Source organism: Paenibacillus sabinae T27, from assembly GCF_000612505.1.
In the GTDB taxonomy this organism is placed as follows: domain Bacteria; phylum Bacillota; class Bacilli; order Paenibacillales; family Paenibacillaceae; genus Paenibacillus_AQ; species Paenibacillus_AQ sabinae.
The window spans coordinates 3044866-3063411 of record NZ_CP004078.1 but is presented as its reverse complement, the minus strand read 5'-3'; the positions used below and the strand labels follow the sequence as shown (position 1 = coordinate 3063411).

General features: G+C 53.9%; 16 protein-coding genes. 11 read left to right on the top strand and 5 right to left on the bottom strand.

Annotated elements, in window-relative coordinates; translation table 11 throughout:
• The first annotated feature begins 114 nt into the window (after positions 1–114).
• Positions 115–858: a response regulator gene (locus PSAB_RS14035; protein ID WP_025335215.1), complete on the top strand. Its 744-nt coding sequence runs from the start codon at positions 115–117 to the stop codon at positions 856–858.
• A 32-nt stretch (positions 859–890) separates the two neighbouring features.
• Here PSAB_RS14035 and PSAB_RS14030 read toward each other — a convergent pair whose 3' ends face one another.
• Together PSAB_RS14030 and PSAB_RS14025 are read right to left on the bottom strand one after the other, a co-directional pair.
• The gene (locus tag PSAB_RS14030) at positions 891–1394 is read right to left on the bottom strand and encodes a C40 family peptidase (protein ID WP_025335214.1); all 504 of its coding nucleotides are present in this window, start codon (positions 1392–1394) and stop codon (positions 891–893) included.
• 290 nt (positions 1395–1684) lie between these two features.
• Positions 1685–2326 (bottom strand): thiamine diphosphokinase, encoded by a 642-nt coding sequence (locus PSAB_RS14025; RefSeq protein ID WP_025335213.1) that lies wholly within the window; start codon positions 2324–2326, stop codon positions 1685–1687.
• Positions 2327–2497: 171 nt separating this feature from the next.
• Between PSAB_RS14025 and PSAB_RS14020 the strand changes: the two genes are divergently transcribed.
• Entirely contained in the window at positions 2498–2968 is a 471-nt protein-coding gene (locus PSAB_RS14020; RefSeq protein ID WP_025335212.1) for a low molecular weight protein-tyrosine-phosphatase, read from the top strand.
• A gap of 112 nt (positions 2969–3080) precedes the next feature.
• Here PSAB_RS14020 and PSAB_RS14015 read toward each other — a convergent pair whose 3' ends face one another.
• A complete protein-coding gene (locus PSAB_RS14015; protein WP_025335211.1) occupies positions 3081–3812 on the bottom strand; it encodes an alpha/beta hydrolase in 732 nt (243 codons plus the stop codon).
• Positions 3813–4079: 267 nt separating this feature from the next.
• Here PSAB_RS14015 and pdhA point away from each other — a divergent pair, with 267 nt between their 5' ends.
• From pdhA to PSAB_RS13970, 9 genes are all read left to right on the top strand, one after another.
• On the top strand, positions 4080–5147 hold the full coding sequence (gene pdhA, locus PSAB_RS14010) for a pyruvate dehydrogenase (acetyl-transferring) E1 component subunit alpha (RefSeq protein ID WP_025335210.1): 1068 nt from the start codon (positions 4080–4082) through the stop codon (positions 5145–5147).
• A gap of 15 nt (positions 5148–5162) precedes the next feature.
• Entirely contained in the window at positions 5163–6140 is a 978-nt protein-coding gene (locus PSAB_RS14005) for an alpha-ketoacid dehydrogenase subunit beta (RefSeq protein WP_025335209.1), read from the top strand.
• Positions 6141–6195: 55 nt separating this feature from the next.
• Positions 6196–7518: a dihydrolipoamide acetyltransferase family protein gene (locus tag PSAB_RS14000; RefSeq protein ID WP_025335208.1), complete on the top strand. Its 1323-nt coding sequence runs from the start codon at positions 6196–6198 to the stop codon at positions 7516–7518.
• 3 nt (positions 7519–7521) lie between these two features.
• Positions 7522–8937 (top strand): dihydrolipoyl dehydrogenase, encoded by a 1416-nt coding sequence (gene lpdA / locus PSAB_RS13995; RefSeq protein WP_025335207.1) that lies wholly within the window; start codon positions 7522–7524, stop codon positions 8935–8937.
• A 178-nt stretch (positions 8938–9115) separates the two neighbouring features.
• A complete protein-coding gene (gene thyA, locus PSAB_RS13990; protein ID WP_025335206.1) occupies positions 9116–9910 on the top strand; it encodes a thymidylate synthase in 795 nt (264 codons plus the stop codon).
• 53 nt (positions 9911–9963) lie between these two features.
• Positions 9964–10461: a dihydrofolate reductase gene (locus PSAB_RS13985; RefSeq protein ID WP_025335205.1), complete on the top strand. Its 498-nt coding sequence runs from the start codon at positions 9964–9966 to the stop codon at positions 10459–10461.
• A 253-nt stretch (positions 10462–10714) separates the two neighbouring features.
• The gene (locus PSAB_RS13980) at positions 10715–12202 is read left to right on the top strand and encodes a glutamate synthase subunit beta (RefSeq protein ID WP_025335204.1); all 1488 of its coding nucleotides are present in this window, start codon (positions 10715–10717) and stop codon (positions 12200–12202) included.
• Positions 12203–12670: 468 nt separating this feature from the next.
• Positions 12671–14479 carry a proline--tRNA ligase gene (locus PSAB_RS13975; RefSeq protein WP_025335203.1) on the top strand — a complete coding sequence of 603 codons (1809 nt, stop codon included), beginning with the start codon at positions 12671–12673 and terminating at the stop codon, positions 14477–14479.
• 310 nt (positions 14480–14789) lie between these two features.
• On the top strand, positions 14790–17024 hold the full coding sequence (locus PSAB_RS13970) for a type IA DNA topoisomerase (RefSeq protein WP_025335202.1): 2235 nt from the start codon (positions 14790–14792) through the stop codon (positions 17022–17024).
• A 298-nt stretch (positions 17025–17322) separates the two neighbouring features.
• Here PSAB_RS13970 and PSAB_RS13965 read toward each other — a convergent pair whose 3' ends face one another.
• Both PSAB_RS13965 and PSAB_RS26165 read right to left on the bottom strand, forming a co-directional pair.
• Positions 17323–18183, bottom strand: coding sequence for an IS3 family transposase (locus tag PSAB_RS13965; protein ID WP_264370880.1), 861 nt, complete (start codon positions 18181–18183; stop codon positions 17323–17325).
• Positions 18184–18194: 11 nt separating this feature from the next.
• Positions 18195–18512, bottom strand: a complete 318-nt coding sequence (locus tag PSAB_RS26165; RefSeq protein ID WP_025332950.1) for a transposase — start codon at positions 18510–18512, stop codon at positions 18195–18197.
• Between the last annotated feature and the right edge of the window lie 34 nt (positions 18513–18546).

The following is an 18546-nucleotide window of genomic DNA, read 5'->3' as shown; positions in this document are numbered from 1 at the left end:
AAAGACAACGGCCATCCGCATTTGGAATGGCCGTTGTTTTTTTGGGAAATCTAGACGGTATACAGCGTGCGCCGGGTCCGCTGCTCGTGCAGCCGGCGGATATGGAGGATTTCCGTGGATGAAACAATAGTTTGGTTCTTCCCTGAAGGGAAGGAGGACCGGATTCTGCCCGGCGGTCGGGATGAGCAGGAGAGCGGGCGGGCCGCAGTCGGCCGCATACTCCGGGATATCGGTCTGACGGTAGAAGAAAGCCCTGGCCTAGAGGGCCTGCGGGACCAATTGTCGCAGTGGGATACCGCAATGCTCGTTGCGGAAATACCGGACGGCGGTCCATGGGAAGGCTGGGAGGCGGTGGCGGAAGCCCGGGAGAACGGCAAAAGCTTCCCGGTTCTGGCCATTTCCGCCTCGCGGGGCGGAGATGCGGCGGTGTCCGCGTTCAAGGCGGGGGCCAACGATTATATGTCCTATCCGCTTCACGCCGGCGAGCTGAGATGCCGGATCGAGAACCTGCTGGCGCTGACGCTCCGGCGGCGAACCGGCCGCAGGCTAAAGATCGGCGACCTCGTGCTGGAGCCGTCCCGGAGGCGGGCCGTCCGTGAGGGCCGGGATTTGATGCTCACCCCGAAAGAATTCGCGCTGCTGTACTATCTGTCCGCCAACATGGGCGAGATTTGCTCGCGTGATGATATTTTGCGCCATGTATGGGGATACCATTTTCAAGCCAGTACCAATGTGGTGGATGTCTACATCCGCCATCTGAGGTTAAAGGTTGATAAAGGGTACCGGCAGAAGCTGATCCATACGGTTCGCGGCGTTGGTTATGTAGTCAAGGCGCCAGAAATGGCGCCATTAGTATAAGTCCGGTTGTAATACAGCCGGTGCTTAGAGAGTTACAGTACGCGGCGTGCCTTCAGATACGTTCTTTTCCAGTTGCCCGAGTTCAGGTTGGAAACCGTAACCCCCGGAGAGCCGTACGTATGCAGGATTTTTCCGTTACCGGCATAAACCGCTACATGAGTGACATTACGGCCGTTGGCGCGGGCGCCACTGGAGAAGAATACAAGATCGCCGGCACGCAGGTTGGATTTGGATACCGCTCTGCCTACCTTGGATTGAGCCACCGAGGTACGGGGCAGATTCACGCCGTATCTTTTGAAAATATATTTGGTAAAGGAAGAGCAGTCGAAGTTACGGGTTGTCGAAGTCGAGGCGCCGAATCTATAAGGTACTCCCAAAAAGTTTTTGCCGAAGCCTACAATATTCGAGCCTGTCGATGCAGCCGACGCCGCTTGCGCGCTAGGAGTTGCTTCACCGCTTGCCATGATACCGCCAAAGCCGATCGCCGTGCAGATTCCCGCAACGACGACTTTATGAATGAAAGTGGTTTTTCTCATGTTGTAGAACCTCCAAAGATGTATGATATTTGTCCAAGCAATTGCCTTGGCCTGAAAGTAGTATAACAGGTCTGAAACACCCTAAAATTTGGTGGTGACGACGCAAACCTTTGTCAGTCAAGGGATGTATGCGTTTTATTAAAAGTAGATTAAAAGTTACAAAAAATTAATTTTTGCATAGATGCACAAATGAAAAAAGACGGATAAACCCTTATGGATCAAGGGAATCCGCCTTTTCAAAAAAGATCGCAAAGTTACAAAGATGTCTTAAATTTGAGCTGTTTTTACCTTCAATCCTTACTCTGAATAATCAAGAGAAGACCACTCTGGATGGTTACGGTTCCTGTCGGCGAGGTCAGCCGGTTGCTTATCCCCAGTGATTGTCCCAGCTTTAGCGTGGCATCAGTTAACGGGTACTGGAATCCCTGCAGTGTAATCCCTGTGACTTCCGGAGTAACGGGCAGCAGCGAGACATAGGTATACCCGCGTTCCTGAACGAGGGCTTGAGAGCCGGTGATCGTCACATAATTGGTGAGATCCATCACCGAGCAGCGGATCTGCCGCTGAAGCGCCCGGGCCATCATCTGAATGCCGGCCAGTGTATGATCGAGACGGGTTCCGGTAACACCAAAGAGCAGAATTTCTTCAGGTTGTGTCTCTATCGCCAGATCGAGGGCAAGCTCGCTGTCGGTCAAGTCCTTGTCAACGGGATCGCAGGCAATCACCTTCGGACACTTTTCTTCAATTAATTTGAACTCGTCCGGCTTAATGGAATCGAAATCGCCTACGGCAATGTCGGGAATGACGCCATGATTAATGAGAAACAGCGCACCTCGGTCTGCGCCGATAATGTAATCTTCGTGATCAATTTCCTTTAAGAACAGTTCGGATAGCTCTCCGCCGGCAAAAATAACGCATCTGCGCGCTGGCATCGCAGGTCCTCCTTCCGTAAGTAGCAGCATTTGTAATCCTGACCTAGTATAAAGCACATCGGCAGGTTGTACAATTGCCATCGTCCGGGCTAAAATGGGGAAGGCGCCTTCAGGCGCAGCAAAAACAAGGAATTAGCGCAAGGGATATCTTGAGAATAAGGGGGAAGTGTTGTGCTTAATGTGCTGTTTGTCTGTCTGGGGAATATTTGCCGTTCTCCAATGGCGGAAGCCGTACTTAGAGACAAGATCGCCAAGGAAGGACTTCAGGAACAAATATCCGTGGATTCGGCAGGAACCGGAGACTGGCATATCGGAAAACCGCCGCATGAGGGAACAAGACGGATGCTGGACCAGTACGGAATCAGTTATAAAGGGATGGCTGCCCGGAGAGTAAGCGGGGAAGACTTCGGCACATTCGAATACATCGTCTGCATGGACAAATCGAACGGAGCCAATGTGCGCAGGCTGCCAGGGGGCGAGGATGCGAAGCTCATGTACTTTATGGATCTGCTGCCGGATGATGAGCATAAGGAGGTTCCGGACCCCTATTTTACCGGGAATTTTGAGGAGGTCTACGAGCTGGTAGATGCAGGCTGCGAAGTTCTGCTGGAGAAGCTGAAGCAGGATCTGGCGTCAAAATAGAAAAGAGGGCCTAAGGTTCTCTTTCTTTCGCCCTCTTTTGAAAGCGCAAACATCACGCTTGAATTAAGCAATTGTAAGAAGTTGTTCACTAATTTGGGCGTTCAAGCCCTTTTCAAGCGTTTAAGAAATAGAGGAGCGATTCGGGAAGTTCTTTTTGCCAGAAGCCCCAGATATGGCGTCCTTCTTTTTCACGGTAATCCACCTTGGCGCCCCGCTCCTCCAGCAGCTTCCTGGCATCCCGGTTCAATTGGACGAAGTCGTAGACACCCGTATCGGTCTGATAATCCCTTTCCTGCAGTCCGACGACCATGTTGATGTTAAGCTGCGAGAGGTCGGTCTCATCCTCGATCCATTCCAGCGTAAGGGGATAGAAGGCGCCGGACAGGCTGAGAACGCGGGTGAACAGGTCCGGATAGCGGAGGGCAAGATGCAGCGAAACGCTTCCCCCAAGCGAGTCTCCGGCTACAATCCGTTCGGACGGTGTGCGGCGAACCGGATAATTTTGCTCAATATAGGGGATAATTTCTTCGGCAAAGCATGACAGATATTGATCGAACCGGGTGCCGAACGGCGCATATTCCTGGGTTCGGACGGCCACGTTCACTTCTACTCCGACGATGATGAACGGCTCGGCGCCTTCCTCGAGAATCAGCCTGCCCGCTATGGTCGCGATCCGGCCAAAGTTGAAGAACTCCTCTCCGTCCTGGCAATAGACGACGGGATAACTGAGCAGTTCGTTATAGCCAGGAGGAAGGTAGACGCGCAGCTTGCGTTCCTCCCCCAGACTTTCGCTCCACAGGGTATGTTTAACAATTGTACGTTTCAGAAAAACAGAATCATTCATGGCTGATAGCCGCCTTTCCTGTCGGATTTTGCAATGCTTCCGGCAATGCGTTAGAATGGTTTTTGTGGCAAAAATCATTTACATTTTGAAAACCGTCAAAACTGTTATATTAATATTGATTGCCTGTTATACATACAAAACTTACGCTACTATAAATTAAACGCGTATTTCTTTGACGAAATTAGCGAAACAGGTGTATAATAATTCTATAACAGAGACAGCCAATATTCAAATTGTTATTCAAACTTTTTTACTGAGGTGAAGATGATGAGTAAAGTTCCTTACGAGGTTTATACAGAGGACGTGGAAGCTCTCTCGGTTCTTTCTCCAGCCGGAGAAGTGATCAACAAGGATAAAATGCCTGAGCTTACCGACGATCAATTAAAAGAAATTGCTTACCGCATGATTTTCACCCGTACATGGGATGACCGTGCGGTCAACCTGGGCCGCCAAGGCCGCCTTGGATTCTATGCGCCGACTTCCGGACAGGAAGCGACAATGGTCGGCAGCGAATTCGCCCTGGAGAAGGAAGACTTCGTCTGCCCGGGCTACCGCGATATTCCGCAGCTGGTTTGGCACGGCCTGCCACTTCATCAGGCATTTCTTTACTCCCGGGGCCATCAGCACGGCGGTGAAATCCCTGAGGATGTAAGCGTGCTGCCTCCGCAAATCATTATCGGCGCCCAAATTCTGCATGCCGTCGGCATTGCAATGGGCTTTAAATTGAAGAATCAGAAGAATGTCGCTATTACCTACACCGGTGACGGAGGCTCCTCCGAAGGCGATTTCTATGAAGGTCTTAACTATGCTGGCCGTTTCAAGCTGCCGGTTATCTTCTTCGTGCAAAATAACGGTTACGCCATCACCACCCCGTTCGCGAAGCAAACCGCGGCCAAGTCGATCGCCCATAAAGCGGTTGCGGCGGGCATTACCGGTGTGAAGGTCGACGGTATGGATATTTTTGCGGTCATTCAGGCCGTGAAAGAAGCAGCTGAGCGTGCACGTAACGGAGAAGGACCTACCTTGATCGAAGCCGTTACATACCGTTTCCGTCCGCACTCCCTGTCCGATGACGCCAGTAAATACCGCACGAAAGAGGAAGAGGGCGAGTGGAACGAGAAAGACCCGATTGCCCGTGTGGTGAAATATCTGGAATCCAAAGGCCTGTGGAGCGATGAAGATACGCAGCGCGTGAAGGACGAAGCGAAAGCGAAAGTGAACGAAGAAATCAAACTTGCGGAAAAAACCGAAAAAATGACGATCTCCGGCCTGATCGACAGCATGTTCGAGAAGACGCCGCACGATCTTGAAGAGCAAAAAGCGGATTTTGAATAAGGAGGAGTTCTGGCTATGGCACAAATGAATATGAAAGAAGCGATTCGCGACGCGATGCGCGTCGAATTACAACGCGATCCAAGCGTCCTGATCTTCGGCGAAGACGTCGGCCATGTCGGCGGCGTGTTCCGGGCGACGGAGGGACTCCAGAAAGAATTCGGTGAAGAACGCGTATTCGATACGCCGCTGGCGGAATCCGCTATCGGCGGTCTTGCTGTGGGCCTTGGCGTTCAAGGGTTCCGGCCGATTGCCGAAATCCAGTTCGTCGGCTTTATTTTCGAAGCTTTGGACCAAATGGTAGTTCAGGCTGCCCGTCTGCGCTACCGCACCGGCGGCAAATATAACTCTCCTGTTGTGTTCCGTACGCCGTTTGGCGGCGGCGTCAAAGCGGCCGAGCTGCATACCGACTCTCTGGAAGGCCTTATCGCCCAAAGCCCCGGCATCAAGGTCGTAATTCCTTCCAACCCTTATGATGCCAAAGGCCTTCTGATCGCGGCTATCCGCGACAATGACCCGGTATTCTTTATGGAGCACTTGAACCTGTATCATGCGTTCCGTGCCGAAGTTCCGGAAGGCGACTACACCGTAGAAATCGGTAAAGCCAACGTAGTACGCGAAGGCACCGACGTGACGATCATCGCTTACGGCTTGATGGTACATACGGCTACCAAGGCTGCAGACGAGCTTGAGAAGCAGGGCATCAAGGCTGAAATCATCGATCTGCGCACCGTCAGCCCGATCGACATCGACACGATCGTTGAATCCGTCAAGAAGACCAACCGCGCCATTGTGGTGCAGGAAGCGCAGAAGAGCGCCGGCGTTGCCGCCGAAGTCATCGCGCAAATCAATGAAAAAGCCATTCTTCATCTCGAAGCTCCCGTTCTGCGGATTGCAGGACCGGACACCGTATATCCGTTTGCCCAAATCGAAGATACCTGGCTGCCGAATCCCGCCCGCATTATTGCCGGCGTGAAGAAAGTTATGGAATTTTAATTCTACCTACACCGGACATTTGAATCCAGACACTTGAAAGAGGAGGTTTTCGATCGTGGCAAAATATAACTACCCATTCCCCGAATTGGGCGAAGGCCTGCACGAAGGCGAAATCATCAAAATGCATATTAAGGTCGGGGATAAAGTAACCGACGAAGACATCATTATGGAAGTTCAGAACGACAAGGCGGTTGTCGAAGTTCCTTGCCCCGTCAACGGAACCGTTTTGGAAGTTTTGGCCAAAGACGGCGATGTATTCCGCGTAGGCCAGACCGTTGCGGTCATCGACGCGGAAGGAGATATTCCCGAGCAGGAAGGCGGCCACGCTGAAGAGCAGGGAGCGCAGGAAGCTGATTCGGCTAAAGGCAGCGCGGACACAACCTCGTCTCCGGCGGCAGCAAGTCCTGCAGACGCCAAAGCCGGCGAAGCTGCAGCCGTTCCGGTACCGGACCGCGATGTCCTGGCTACGCCTGGCGTGCGTAAATTCGCCCGCGATAACAATGTTGATATTTCTAATGTCAACGGCAGCGGCAAGAACGGCAAAATTACCCGCGAAGACGTTGAAGCCTTCCTGAACGGAGGGCAGGCAGCGGCTCCGGCCGCTCCGGCGGCAGCCGAAGCGGCACCGGCAGAGAAATCTGCGGCTCTGGCGGCAGCGACTTCCGGTAACGTGAGCCTGGAAGAAGAGCGCGTACCGTTCAAGGGCATCCGCAAAGCGATTGCGAACGCGATGGTCAAATCGGCTTATACCGCTCCGCATGTAACGATTATGGACGAAGTGGATGTAACCGAGCTCGTAGCGTTCCGCACGCGCATGAAGCCTGTCGCCGAGAAGAAGGGCGTGAAGGTAACCTACCTTCCGTTCATCGTCAAAGCGCTTGTGGCCGCTTCCCGTCAATTCCCGGCGCTTAACGCGACGATCGACGAAGAAGCAAACGAAATTGTGTACAAGAAATACTACAATATCGGTATCGCTACCGATACGGACAACGGCCTGATCGTTCCGGTAATCAAGGACGCCGACCGCAAGAGCATCTGGATGATCGCATCGGCGATCAGTGATCTGGCAAGCCGCGGCCGCGAAGGCAAGCTGAGCCCGAATGAAATGAAGGGCAGCACGATTTCGATTACGAACATCGGCTCCGCGGGCGGCATGTTCTTTACTCCGATCATCAACTACCCTGAAGTGGCCATTCTCGGAACGGGCCGCATCAGCGAGAAGCCGGTTGTGAAGAACGGCGAGATCGTGGCCGCGCCGGTAATGGCTCTGTCCCTCAGCTTCGACCATCGTCTGATCGACGGCGCAACCGCGCAGAACTTTATGAACTACATTAAATCGCTGCTCGCGAATCCCGAGCTGCTGGTTATGGAGGTGTAAGATATGGTAGTGGGAGACGCTTCACTCGATATTGATACATTGGTCATTGGTGCAGGTCCAGGCGGATATGTGGCCGCCATCCGGGCCGCTCAGCTCGGACAAAAAGTCCTCATCGTAGATAAATCCGAAGTCGGCGGCGTATGTCTGAACCGCGGCTGTATTCCTTCCAAAGCGCTGATCTCGGCAGCTCACCAGTATGAGTCCGCCAAGCACGGCGAAGCGTTCGGCGTCAGCGCCGAGAACGTAAAGGTGGACTTCACCAAGACGCAGGAGTTCAAGAGCGGCGTAGTCAAGAAGCTGACCGGCGGCGTCGCCGGCCTGCTGAAAGGCAACAAGGTTGAAATTTTCAACGGCGAGTGCATGTTCATCAGCACAACGGAAGCGCGCGTATTCAACGATCACGAATCGCCGCGCTACCGCTTCAAGAACTGCATCATCGCGACGGGTTCCCGTCCGATCGAGCTTAAGCCATTCCCGTTCGGCGGACGTATCCTGTCCTCCACCGAAGCGCTTGAGCTGCCGGAAATTCCGAAGAGCCTGATCGTCATCGGCGGCGGGTACATCGGCGCCGAGCTCGGCCAAATGTACTCCAAATTCGGCACGAAAGTTACAATTATCGAAGGCTTGGACACTGTGCTGCCGGGCTTCGACAAAGACATGACCCGTCTTGTGGCGAAGAGCATGGCCAAAACGGGCATCGAGATTGTAACGAACGCCAAAGCGGAAAGCGCCGCGCAGACGGACAAAGACGTTACCGTGAAGTATTCCGTGGGCGGCGAGTCCAAGGAAGTGACGGCGGAATACCTGCTCGTAACGGTCGGACGCCGTCCGAACACCGATGGAGAGCTTGGACTCGACCTCATCGGCATCGAGCTTGACGAGCGCGGACTGATCAAGGTCGACCATCAAGGCCGCACCAACGTTCCGAACATTTTCGCTATCGGCGACGTGGTTCCGGGCCTTGCGCTGGCCCACAAAGCTTCTTACGAAGGCAAAGTGGCTGCCGAAGCGATTGCGGGACATAAATCCGCTGTCGATTACAAAGTCATTCCGGCTGTCGTATTTACCGATCCGGAATGCTCCAGCGTCGGTCTGACGGAGAAAGAAGCGAAGGATAAAGGCTACAAAGTCAAATCCGGCAAATTCCCGTTTGCCGGCAACGGACGCGCTTTGTCCCTGAACAATCCGGACGGCTTCATCAAGATCGTCGCGAATGAAGAGAACAATCTCGTGCTTGGCGCGCAAATCGTTGGCATCGAGGCCTCCAACCTGATCGCCGAGCTCGGTCTCGCGATCGAAATGGGCGCTACGCTTGAAGATATCTCTCTGACCATTCACGGCCATCCGACACTCGGCGAAGTGGTTATGGAAGCGGCCGAGCTGGTTGAAGGCCATCCGATTCACGTGCTGTCCCGCTAATTATACGAACGAGAAGCCTGCCGCGGCCGGCTGACAGAATAGGGCGAAGACGCATCAGCGTTTTCGCCCTTTTTTCAAACGTTGCGAATCATGTCTTTTTCTATAGTTTGGCATGTTACATAGCAACGTCAGTCATGGTAAACTTAGAAGAGAATATGAGTGGAGGAGCGTTGTAGGCTTGCAAAAATATTTGGATTTGCTGCAGGATATATTGGATCATGGAACGCGCAAGAGCGACCGGACGGGAACGGGGACGATATCCGTATTCGGCCGCCAGTTGCGTTTTGACCTGTCGGAAGGATTTCCGCTGATGACGACCAAGCGGATTCATCTGAAATCGGTGGTGCATGAGCTGCTGTGGTTTTTGAAGGGCGACACGAATATCGCTTATCTCAAGGAGAACGGCGTCACGATCTGGGACGAATGGGCCGACGAGAACGGCGAGCTGGGACCGGTCTACGGCTCGCAGTGGCGCGCCTGGGAAAGCGCGGACGGACGTCATATCGACCAGATCACGAATGTAATTGAGTCGATCAAGAAGAACCCGGACTCCCGCAGACATATCGTAAGCGCCTGGAATGTGGGCGAGATCGATCAGATGAAGCTGCCCCCCTGCCATTTCGTGTTTCAGTTCTACGTAGCGGACGGCAAGCTGTCCTGCATGCTGACGATGCGGTCGGTTGATTCGTTTCTGGGGCTGCCGTTCAATATCGCAAGCTACGCCCTGCTGACGCATATGGTTGCCCAGCAGACGGGGCTTGAGCCGGGTGAATTCATCTGGTCCGGCGGGGATGTGCACATTTATACAAATCATCTGGAGCAGGTGACGACTCAGCTTTCCCGGGAGCCCTACGAGCTTCCCAAGCTGATTATTCGCCGAAAACCGGACAGTATATTCGATTACAATTACGAGGACTTCGAGTTTGAAGGCTACCGCCATCATCCGGGAATCAAGGCGCCTGTCGCTGTCTAGGGGACATTCCACAAGGGCCTAAGCACAACGTCGAAAGGAATGAGAGCACAGAAATGAGCATTAGCTTAATTTGGGCCATGGGCGACAAAGGAGTCATCGGCAAGGGCGGCGGCATGCCCTGGCATCTGCCGAGGGACTTCGCGTTCTTCAAGTCGGAGACGATGGGCAAGACGATGCTGATGGGGCGAAAAACCTGGGATTCCTTGGGAGGTAAGGCGCTTCCCGGCCGAAAGAGCGTGATCCTGACCCGGGACAAAAGCTTCGCTCCCGAAGGGGCGAAGACCGTCCATAATCTGGAGGACGCGCTTGAGCTGGGGCGCGGGGAGGACGAGCTGATGGTGATCGGCGGAGCGGAAGTCTACCGGATGACGCTTCCCTTTGCCGACAAACTGATCGTTACCCGGATAGAGGAGTCTTTTGACGGCGATACTTTTTTTCCCGAAACGGACTGGAGCAAGTGGCGTGAGGTTTCAAGCGAACAGGGAGTGCGCGATGAGAAGAATCCGTATGATTACAGGTTCGTCGTCTACGAACGTACGGATAAAGCGTAAGCCGTAATCTCTCCGGCCCGGTGCCTGTCGACCCAACTATCTGACATAACATGTGAAAAAAGTACAAACAATCAGCAGATTAGTCCATTAACGTGCAAAAGTTAGGAATGCTAATATAATAAAAATTAGATATGCTAGGTCGACGGATAATGTCAAGAGCCTGGTTTGCGCTGCCTGCATTTTGCCGGACTGCCGCACCGGGCTCCCGTGTACGGATATCAACAAGAAGAGAACGGATGGGGGATACGAAGATATGTCTACACCTACTGGATTTATGGAATATAAAAGACAGCTCCCGGGGGACCGCGATCCGCTGCAGCGGATAAAGGACTGGGAGGAGTTCCACGAGCATCTGTCCGAGGATGAGCTGCGGACGCAGGGCGCACGCTGCATGGACTGCGGCACGCCTTACTGCCATACCGGCGTCGACATGGCTGGCGGCACTTCGGGCTGCCCGGTGCATAACCTTATTCCCGAGTGGAATAACCTCGTATACCGCGGATTGTGGAGAGAGGCGCTGGAGCGCCTGCACAAGACGAATAACTTCCCGGAATTTACCGGCAGCATCTGTCCGGCTCCATGTGAAGGCTCGTGTACGGTTGGTCTGATCGGACAACCGGTAACAATCAAGACAATCGAGCTGTCGATTATTGACAAAGGCTTCGAAGAGGGCTGGGTTGTTCCAGAGCCTCCTGAGAAGCGCACCGGCAAAAGAGTCGCGATTGTCGGCTCCGGACCAGCCGGACTCGCAGCGGCTGCGCAGCTTAATAAAGCGGGCCATACGGTTACTGTATACGAGCGCAGCGACCGGGTAGGCGGACTGCTGACCTACGGCATTCCGACGATGAAGCTCGACAAGCGCGTCGTGCAGCGCCGGGTCGATCTGCTGGCAGCCGAAGGCGTGAACTTTGTCGTTAACACGGAGATCGGCAAGGATATTCCGGCGCAGCAGCTGGTTGACGAGTACGATGCCGTAGTGTTGTGCGGCGGCGCAACCAAAGCGCGCAGATTCACTGCGGAAGGCAGCGACCTAAACGGCGTGATGTACGCGATGGATTATTTGAACGGCACGATCAAGAGCTACCTGGCTTCGGGTCTTGAAGACGGCAATTTCGTATCGGCTAAAGGCAAGGATGTGATCGTTCTTGGCGGCGGCGATACCGGCTCCGACTGTGTGGCAACGGCGCTGCGCCACGGCTGCAAGAGCATTACCCAGTTCGGTACGCATGAGCAGGCGCCGCTTGAGCGCGACCCGATTGCGAACCCTTGGCCGCAGTTCCCAAATGTGTATACGCTCGACTACGCCCAGCAGGAAGCGAAGGCCGTATTCGGCGAGGACCCGCGCGAGTTCTCCATCATGACGACGAAATTCGTCGGCGACGAGAACGGCAACCTCAAGGAACTGCACACGGTGAAGATTCACCGGACGGTCGATGAGACGGGCCGCAAAATTTACCAGCCGATTCCCGGCACCGAAGAGGTCTATCCGGCGCAGCTCGCACTGATTGCCATCGGTTTCGACGGACCGGAACAGGATCTGATTCAGGAATTAAAGCTGGAGACCGACCGCCGCACGAACGTGAAGGCGCGTTACGGCCAGTTTAATACCAACGTGGAAAAAGTGTTCGCTGCCGGCGACATGCGCCGCGGACAAAGCCTGGTCGTCTGGGCGATCAACGAAGGACGCGCGGCCGCCCGCGAGGTTGACAAATACTTGATGGGTACGACGGTTCTGCCTTAAGGATTCCGACATAGGCGTTTACTGAAACCGGCCTTTCGATTCCTCCAATCTTGACGAGGCTGTCAAAATAATGTAAATTAATTGAAATTGTTACGATAGATCAACAGCGGTGACCGAGGAAAGCAGAGCATCTCCCGCGTTCGAACAGAAAGAGAATCCACCGGCTGAGAGGTTCTCCAAAGACGCTTGTTCTGCCTCCCGCCTCGGTAGCTGCAGCGAAGAAGCGCATGAATCATATGGCTATATGTCCGTGAGGAGGACTTGGCCATTGACTGAAGCGATCTCCGGCAGGCAGGCGGCAGCGCCGCTTTCTGACCGGGTGCTTCGGGCGTGAAACGCTGCCGGTTAGCGGCCGTTATCCGTTTTGAGGACCGTTTGACTTCGATGACAGACGGTTGAACTAGGGTGGTATCACGACACATTCGTCCCTGACGAATGTGTCTTTATTTTTGTCAAGGGGGAATCGGAATGCGACAAAGCGAGTATTTGCTGAACACATTACGGGAGCGGCCATCTGAAGCGGATTCGGAAGGTCATGGAATGCTGCTTAGGGGCGGTTATATCCGGCAGCTGGCCGCTGGTATTTATAGCTATCTTCCTCTCGGCCGGCGCGTTCTGCGCCGTATCGAAAGCATCGTCCGGGAAGAGATGGAACGCGACGGCGTTCAGGAAGTGATGCTGCCTTCGCTGCAGCCTGCCGAGCTGTGGATGGAGTCGGGACGATTTGAGACCTATGGTAACAATTTGATGACGTTAACCGACCGGCACGGAAGGGAATTTGTGCTGGGCCCGACGCATGAAGAGGCGGTCACTTCGCTGATCAGTAGCGAGGTAAGCTCTTACCGGAAGCTGCCTGTCCGGGTCTATCAGATCGGAACCAAGTTCCGCGACGAGAAGCGGCCTCGCTTCGGGCTTCTTCGGGGACGCGAATTCATCATGAAGGACGCCTATTCCTTCGACCTGTCCGAGGAGGGGCTGGATCGTTCATACCGTACGATGCTCGAAGCGTATAACCGGATCTTCACGCGCTGCGGTCTTCGCTTCAGGGCTGTTGAGGCGGATGCGGGAACGATCGGCGGGGAAGGCGGCAATCATGAGTTCATTGCGCTGTCCGCCATCGGTGAGGATACGGTCGCTCTCTGCGGGCATTGCGGCCATGCGGCCAATCTGGAGCAGGCCGAGACTGCTGTGGGTAGCGCGAAGGCTGCAGCTTTCGAGAATGATGCAGCCGTTTCGGTAACTCCGCCCAGGAATTGCGATCAGCACGCTGCTAATAATCAACCAGCTAATAATCAGTCTGCTCCCAAAGACCTGCCGCCGCTCGAAAAATTCAATACCCCGGGCACCGGCACGATTGATCAGCTTGTCTCGGTGTACGGCCTTAAGCCGGAGGATATCATCAAGACGCTGATTTACCGCGCGGGCGGTGAGAGTGTCGCAGTGCTTGTACGGGGAGATCATGAGGTCAACGATCTGAAGGTGGGCAAATATTTAGGCACTTTAGACATAGAGTTGGCAGATGGAGGAGCGGTCGAGGCAGCGTCTGGAGTGATCAGCGGTTACGTCGGGCCGGTTGGGCTTGAACTGCCTCTGCTTGTCGATCATGCCGTCGCGGCCATGCTTGAAGGGATAGCGGGTGCTGGAGAACGGGACTTTCATTTCCGGGGCGTCCGGCCCGGACGCGATTTTCCGCTAACCCAAGTCGGCGATTTCCGCAATGCGACCGAAGGGGACCTGTGTCCGCGCTGCCGAGAAGGGCAGTTGACGCTGCACCGGGGTATCGAAATCGGGCATGTGTTCAAGCTGGGAACCCGGTACAGCAGCAAGCTCTCGGCAACTTATCTGGATTCTACCGGCGCTCAGCGGGAGATGATCATGGGCTGCTACGGCATCGGCGTGTCCCGGCTGCTGGCAGCGGTGGCCGAACAGAATGCCGGAGAAGGGGGAATCGCCTGGCCGGATGAGCTGGCGCCTTTTGATGTCCACCTGATTGCCGTCTCCATGAAGGACGGAGCCCAGTCTGCGCTGGCGGAGAAGCTGTACGTTAAGCTGAAAGAACAAGGTCTTTCGGTTCTGCTGGATGACCGGGAAGAGCGTCCCGGAGTTAAATTTAAAGATTCCGGCCTGATCGGGGCGCCGCAGGTTGTGGTGATCGGCAGGGAAGCGGCGAGTGAACGGGTGGAATACGAGAACCGGATAAGCGGTGCCAAAGAGATGCTGGGGCTGGGAGAGGCTGTTTTGCGCATTACGGAGCATGTTAACAACAATCGGATTTGATGTATAATAGACTACTGGACCTTTTTACTATATAAAATGAACTTGAAAAATACTCTCAGGGTAAGAAGTAACGAAGGGAAGTTTGGAACTGCAGGAGCGTTAGCGTTCGGCCGAAAGCTTTCCTTCGGAAAGCTCGCTTCGAAAGCATAGGCTGTCTCCGGATTTCAACCGCTAAGAGCGATATGCATCAAGAAATCTGGAGACAACAGCGGCCGAAAGTTCAAACCTTCCGTAGTTACGAACTAACCCAAATGGGAAAATCTTAAGTTCATTTTATTTAGCAGAGATTGATAGACAGGAGCGATTGTTTTTGAAGACACTGATCATTGCGGAAAAACCGGATATGGGACGGAACATCGCCGCCGCAATTGAGCCGAAAGCCAAAAATCACCGTTCCTACCTCGAAGGGGAGCAGTATATTATTACATGGGCCATCGGGCATCTGATCGAACTGGCGGAACCCGATGCTTACGATCCGAAATACAAGCGGTGGAATATCGGGGACCTGCCGATCATTCCCGACCAGTTCAAGCTCGTGCCGAACCGGAAGACGATGGACCAGTTGAAAGTGATTGCCGAGCTGGCGAAACGGAGCGATTTATTGATAAATTCCTGCGATGCCGGGCGGGAGGGGCAGCATATTTTTTCACTGATCCAGCGGCATTTGAAGCTGAAGCAGCCGGTTAAGCGGCTGTGGATCTCCGACCTTACGCCCGAGACGATCCGCAAAGGCTTCCAGGAGCTGAAGGACGGCTCGGAGTATGAGAATTTGACAAAAGCGGCCAGAGTCCGCAGCGAGGCCGATTGGCTGATCGGCATGAACGGCTCGCGAGCCTTTACGACGAGACATAATGTGCTGTTGTCGGTCGGCCGGGTGCAGACGCCGGTCCTTGCCTTGATTTACGAGCGTCAGAAGACGATCGAGGCTTTTTCCTCGCTGAAATATTATCAGGTGGAGGGCCATTTTGCTCAGGGAGACACTTCGTATAAAGGGTTATGGCAGGGTGACCGTCTGACCGAGAAGGATAAAGCGGAGGCGCTGGCGGCAAAGGTCAAAGGAAAGCCTGGACGAATTGCCTCGTACGAGGTAAAGGACACGAAAGAATATCCGAACCGGCTGTACGATCTGACCCTGCTGCAGCGTGAAGCGAACGGAAAGTTTGGTTTTTCTGCCAAAAAAACGCTCGATACCGCCCAAGCGCTGTATGAGAAGCATAAAGTGATTTCGTACCCGCGGACGAACTCCAACTACGTGACCGAGCAGAATATTCCGGAGATGCACAAGACGCTGTCCTCGCTTACGGGAACGGCCTACGATGAGTGGGTGAAGGGGGCCAACCGGAACTTGGTGCACAAAGGCAATAAATTTGTCTGCAATCCTTCGAAGGTCGAGGATCACCATGCCATTCTGCCGACGGGGCGCAAAGCGACGAGTCTCAGCCCGGACGAGCAGAAGCTTTACGATCTCGTTGTTCGGCGCTTCCTGTCACAGTTTTATCCAGCAGCCGAATATAAAATGCATACCGTTATAACTGAAGTTGAGGAAGAAATGTTCAAGACAACGGTCAAAGAGCTGCTGAGCCTCGGCTGGAAGGTCATTTACGGCGATCAGAAGAAGGACAAGCCAAGAGGCGGCAAAGCCAAAGGAAAAGAGGAAGAAGAGGACGAAGAGACGGAGGTCAGCGAGCCTTTCTCCATCGTTTCCAGTGAAGGAGTGCATTGCAGTGACGCCGTGGTGAAGGAGAAGGAGACGCAGCCGCCGAAGGCTTTTACGGAAGGGACTTTACTGAAAGCCATGGAAAGCGCTGGCAAGCAGATCGAGGACGAGGAACTTCGGGACGCGATGAAGGATTCGGGGCTGGGAACTCCGGCGACGAGAGCGGCCACAATCGAACGGCTGAAAAAAGTCGGCTACATCGAAATGCAGGGCAAAAAGATTCTGATCACGCAAAAGGGACGGACCGCAATCGAGCTGATCCGGGGAGCCGGCGTGGAGCTGCTGACTTCTCCGGAAATGACGGGCCAATGGGAGCGCCGACTGAACGAAATCTCGCGCGGAACGGCGTCCGATCTGCAATTTATGGAAAATGTCAAAAAGTTCGCGGCGATGATCGTCGATAAGGTTCGCGCGCAATCCCGGGCGGACAAAATGTCCTTTGAAAGCTCCGAACCATCTTCCGGCACAAGAGGGAAAGGAAAGGGCAGCACTCGGCGTTCGAGCGGGGGGAGGGACAGTTCCTACGCCCCGGCAGACGCCGCTTCCCGTCCTGCTGCGCCCAAGTTCATCGGGGCATGTCCGCGTCCCGGCTGCGGCGGCCAAATCTTCATGGGCCGCAAGGGGTACGGCTGCTCCCGCTACAAGGAGGGCTGTCGGTTCGTGATCTGGAAGGAAAGTTATGGCCGACAGCTTACCGATACCCAGATCAAGGCGCTGATCGAAAAAGGCCGCACCGCCAAGCTGAAGCTGGTGATGCCGGACGGTTCGGGCGCCGAGGGCAAACTGATCCTCAGAAGCCCGGAAACGGGCGAGTTGGGAGTGGAATAGAGCGGCTAAAGTGACGCCGTGAAGATGTTCAAAGCTGGCCAAGGACGGACAGGGCGCCAGCGACGGCAACGGAATTCACTTGAACCTTGAACAGCTCTGAATAGGTTCTTTCTTACTCTTTTCGGTTTTTTAAGTGGCATGACTGAACGGGAAAATGTCCCCTTTATTTTCAATAAAGGACGGATACCGGAAGCTAAACGGGAAAATCTCCGGCTTATTGGCCGGATTTTCTTGTTTTTCTTTAAATACGCCTGATTAAGCTGGAGAAATGGACCTCTGTCAAGAAAGTGGACACCCTTTAGCTTGCTTTTCTCTTATTGAACCGAGCAGCAAAGCGAATCGGTGACAGGTACCCTAGTGCACCATGGATTCGTTTGCGGTTATAAAAAAACTCAATGTATCGGTAGATCTCATCGTAGGCCTGCTGTTTCGTTCTAAATCGCTTGCAGTAAATGAGCTCCTTTTTCAGGATGCTATGGAAAGATTCCATGCAAGCATTATCGTAGCAGTTTCCTTTGCGGCTCATGCTGGTGATCATACGGTAAGTCTTGAGCTGTTTTCGGTAATCTTCGGACGCGTACTGGCTTCCTCGATCCGAATGGTGGATCAGTCCTTTTTTAGGTCTCTTGGCAAGGTGGGCATCCTTTAGGGCGCCCAGGACGAGATCGGTGTTCATCCGGTCGCTCAGACGCCAGCCTACGATCTCACGGGTGCATAAGTCCAGCACACTGGCTAGATACAGGCGGCCTTCCCGGCATGGAATATACGTAATGTCGGCTACCCATACTTTATTGGGTTTCTCCACGTGAAACTGCTGGTTCAGGAGGTTTGGAGCGATCGGCAAATCATGATTGGAGTCGGTGGTTTGAACCTTGAAGGTACGGCTGACACAGGCACGGAATCCGAGTTCTTGCATGTATAGGCCGACGGTACGTTCGGTGACGGTTTCGCCTTCCTGGCGCAAAAGATGTGCAATCTTGGGCGCACCATAACGCTGCTGTGAATCGTTGAAATGATACGTGATCCGCTTTAACAGCCGCACCTTGCGCCGCACTCGCTCGCTGGGTTTTCGGCTGCGCCAGGTGTAGTAGCCGCTCCGGGAGACACCTAGTGCTTTGCACATCTTCTCCAAAGGGAACTCGGAGCGATGATCTTCCACAAACTGAAATCTCAGTTCTTTGGTTTGCTGAAGATGTGCACTGCTTTTTTTACGATGGCCAGTTCCTCCTCCGCATCGGCAGCACGTTGCTGGCTTTCGTGAAGTTCACGTTCTTTTTCTTTCAGCAGCTGCTCCAGTTCGCGGACTCGATCCAGGCTGGCGATAGGCTCGTTCTTAAACTCGCGGTATTTCGCCTTCCAGGCATACAGGGTCTTCACAGGAATATTCAGCTCCAGAGCGATGTCCTCTACCGACTTCGTTTGCTCCTGCAGGTACTTTACCGTTTGTTTCTTGAACTCTTCGTTATACTGTTTCCGTGGTTCACTCATGTGAACACCTCCTTAGATAACTCTATTATCTTTT

What these genes read in the sequence shown, in the direction of transcription:
- PSAB_RS14025 (WP_025335213.1), bottom strand. Translation starts at nt 2,326, where the DNA reads ATGCCAGCGCGCAGATGCGTTATTTTTGCCGGCGGAGAGCTATCCGAA.
- PSAB_RS13975 (WP_025335203.1), top strand. Translation starts at nt 12,671, where the DNA reads ATGCGACAAAGCGAGTATTTGCTGAACACATTACGGGAGCGGCCATCT.
- lpdA (WP_025335207.1), top strand. Translation starts at nt 7,522, where the DNA reads ATGGTAGTGGGAGACGCTTCACTCGATATTGATACATTGGTCATTGGT.
- PSAB_RS26165 (WP_025332950.1), bottom strand. Translation starts at nt 18,512, where the DNA reads ATGAGTGAACCACGGAAACAGTATAACGAAGAGTTCAAGAAACAAACG.
- PSAB_RS14030 (WP_025335214.1), bottom strand. Translation starts at nt 1,394, where the DNA reads ATGAGAAAAACCACTTTCATTCATAAAGTCGTCGTTGCGGGAATCTGC.
- PSAB_RS14015 (WP_025335211.1), bottom strand. Translation starts at nt 3,812, where the DNA reads ATGAATGATTCTGTTTTTCTGAAACGTACAATTGTTAAACATACCCTG.
- PSAB_RS13985 (WP_025335205.1), top strand. Translation starts at nt 9,964, where the DNA reads ATGAGCATTAGCTTAATTTGGGCCATGGGCGACAAAGGAGTCATCGGC.
- pdhA (WP_025335210.1), top strand. Translation starts at nt 4,080, where the DNA reads ATGAGTAAAGTTCCTTACGAGGTTTATACAGAGGACGTGGAAGCTCTC.
- PSAB_RS13980 (WP_025335204.1), top strand. Translation starts at nt 10,715, where the DNA reads ATGTCTACACCTACTGGATTTATGGAATATAAAAGACAGCTCCCGGGG.
- PSAB_RS14005 (WP_025335209.1), top strand. Translation starts at nt 5,163, where the DNA reads ATGGCACAAATGAATATGAAAGAAGCGATTCGCGACGCGATGCGCGTC.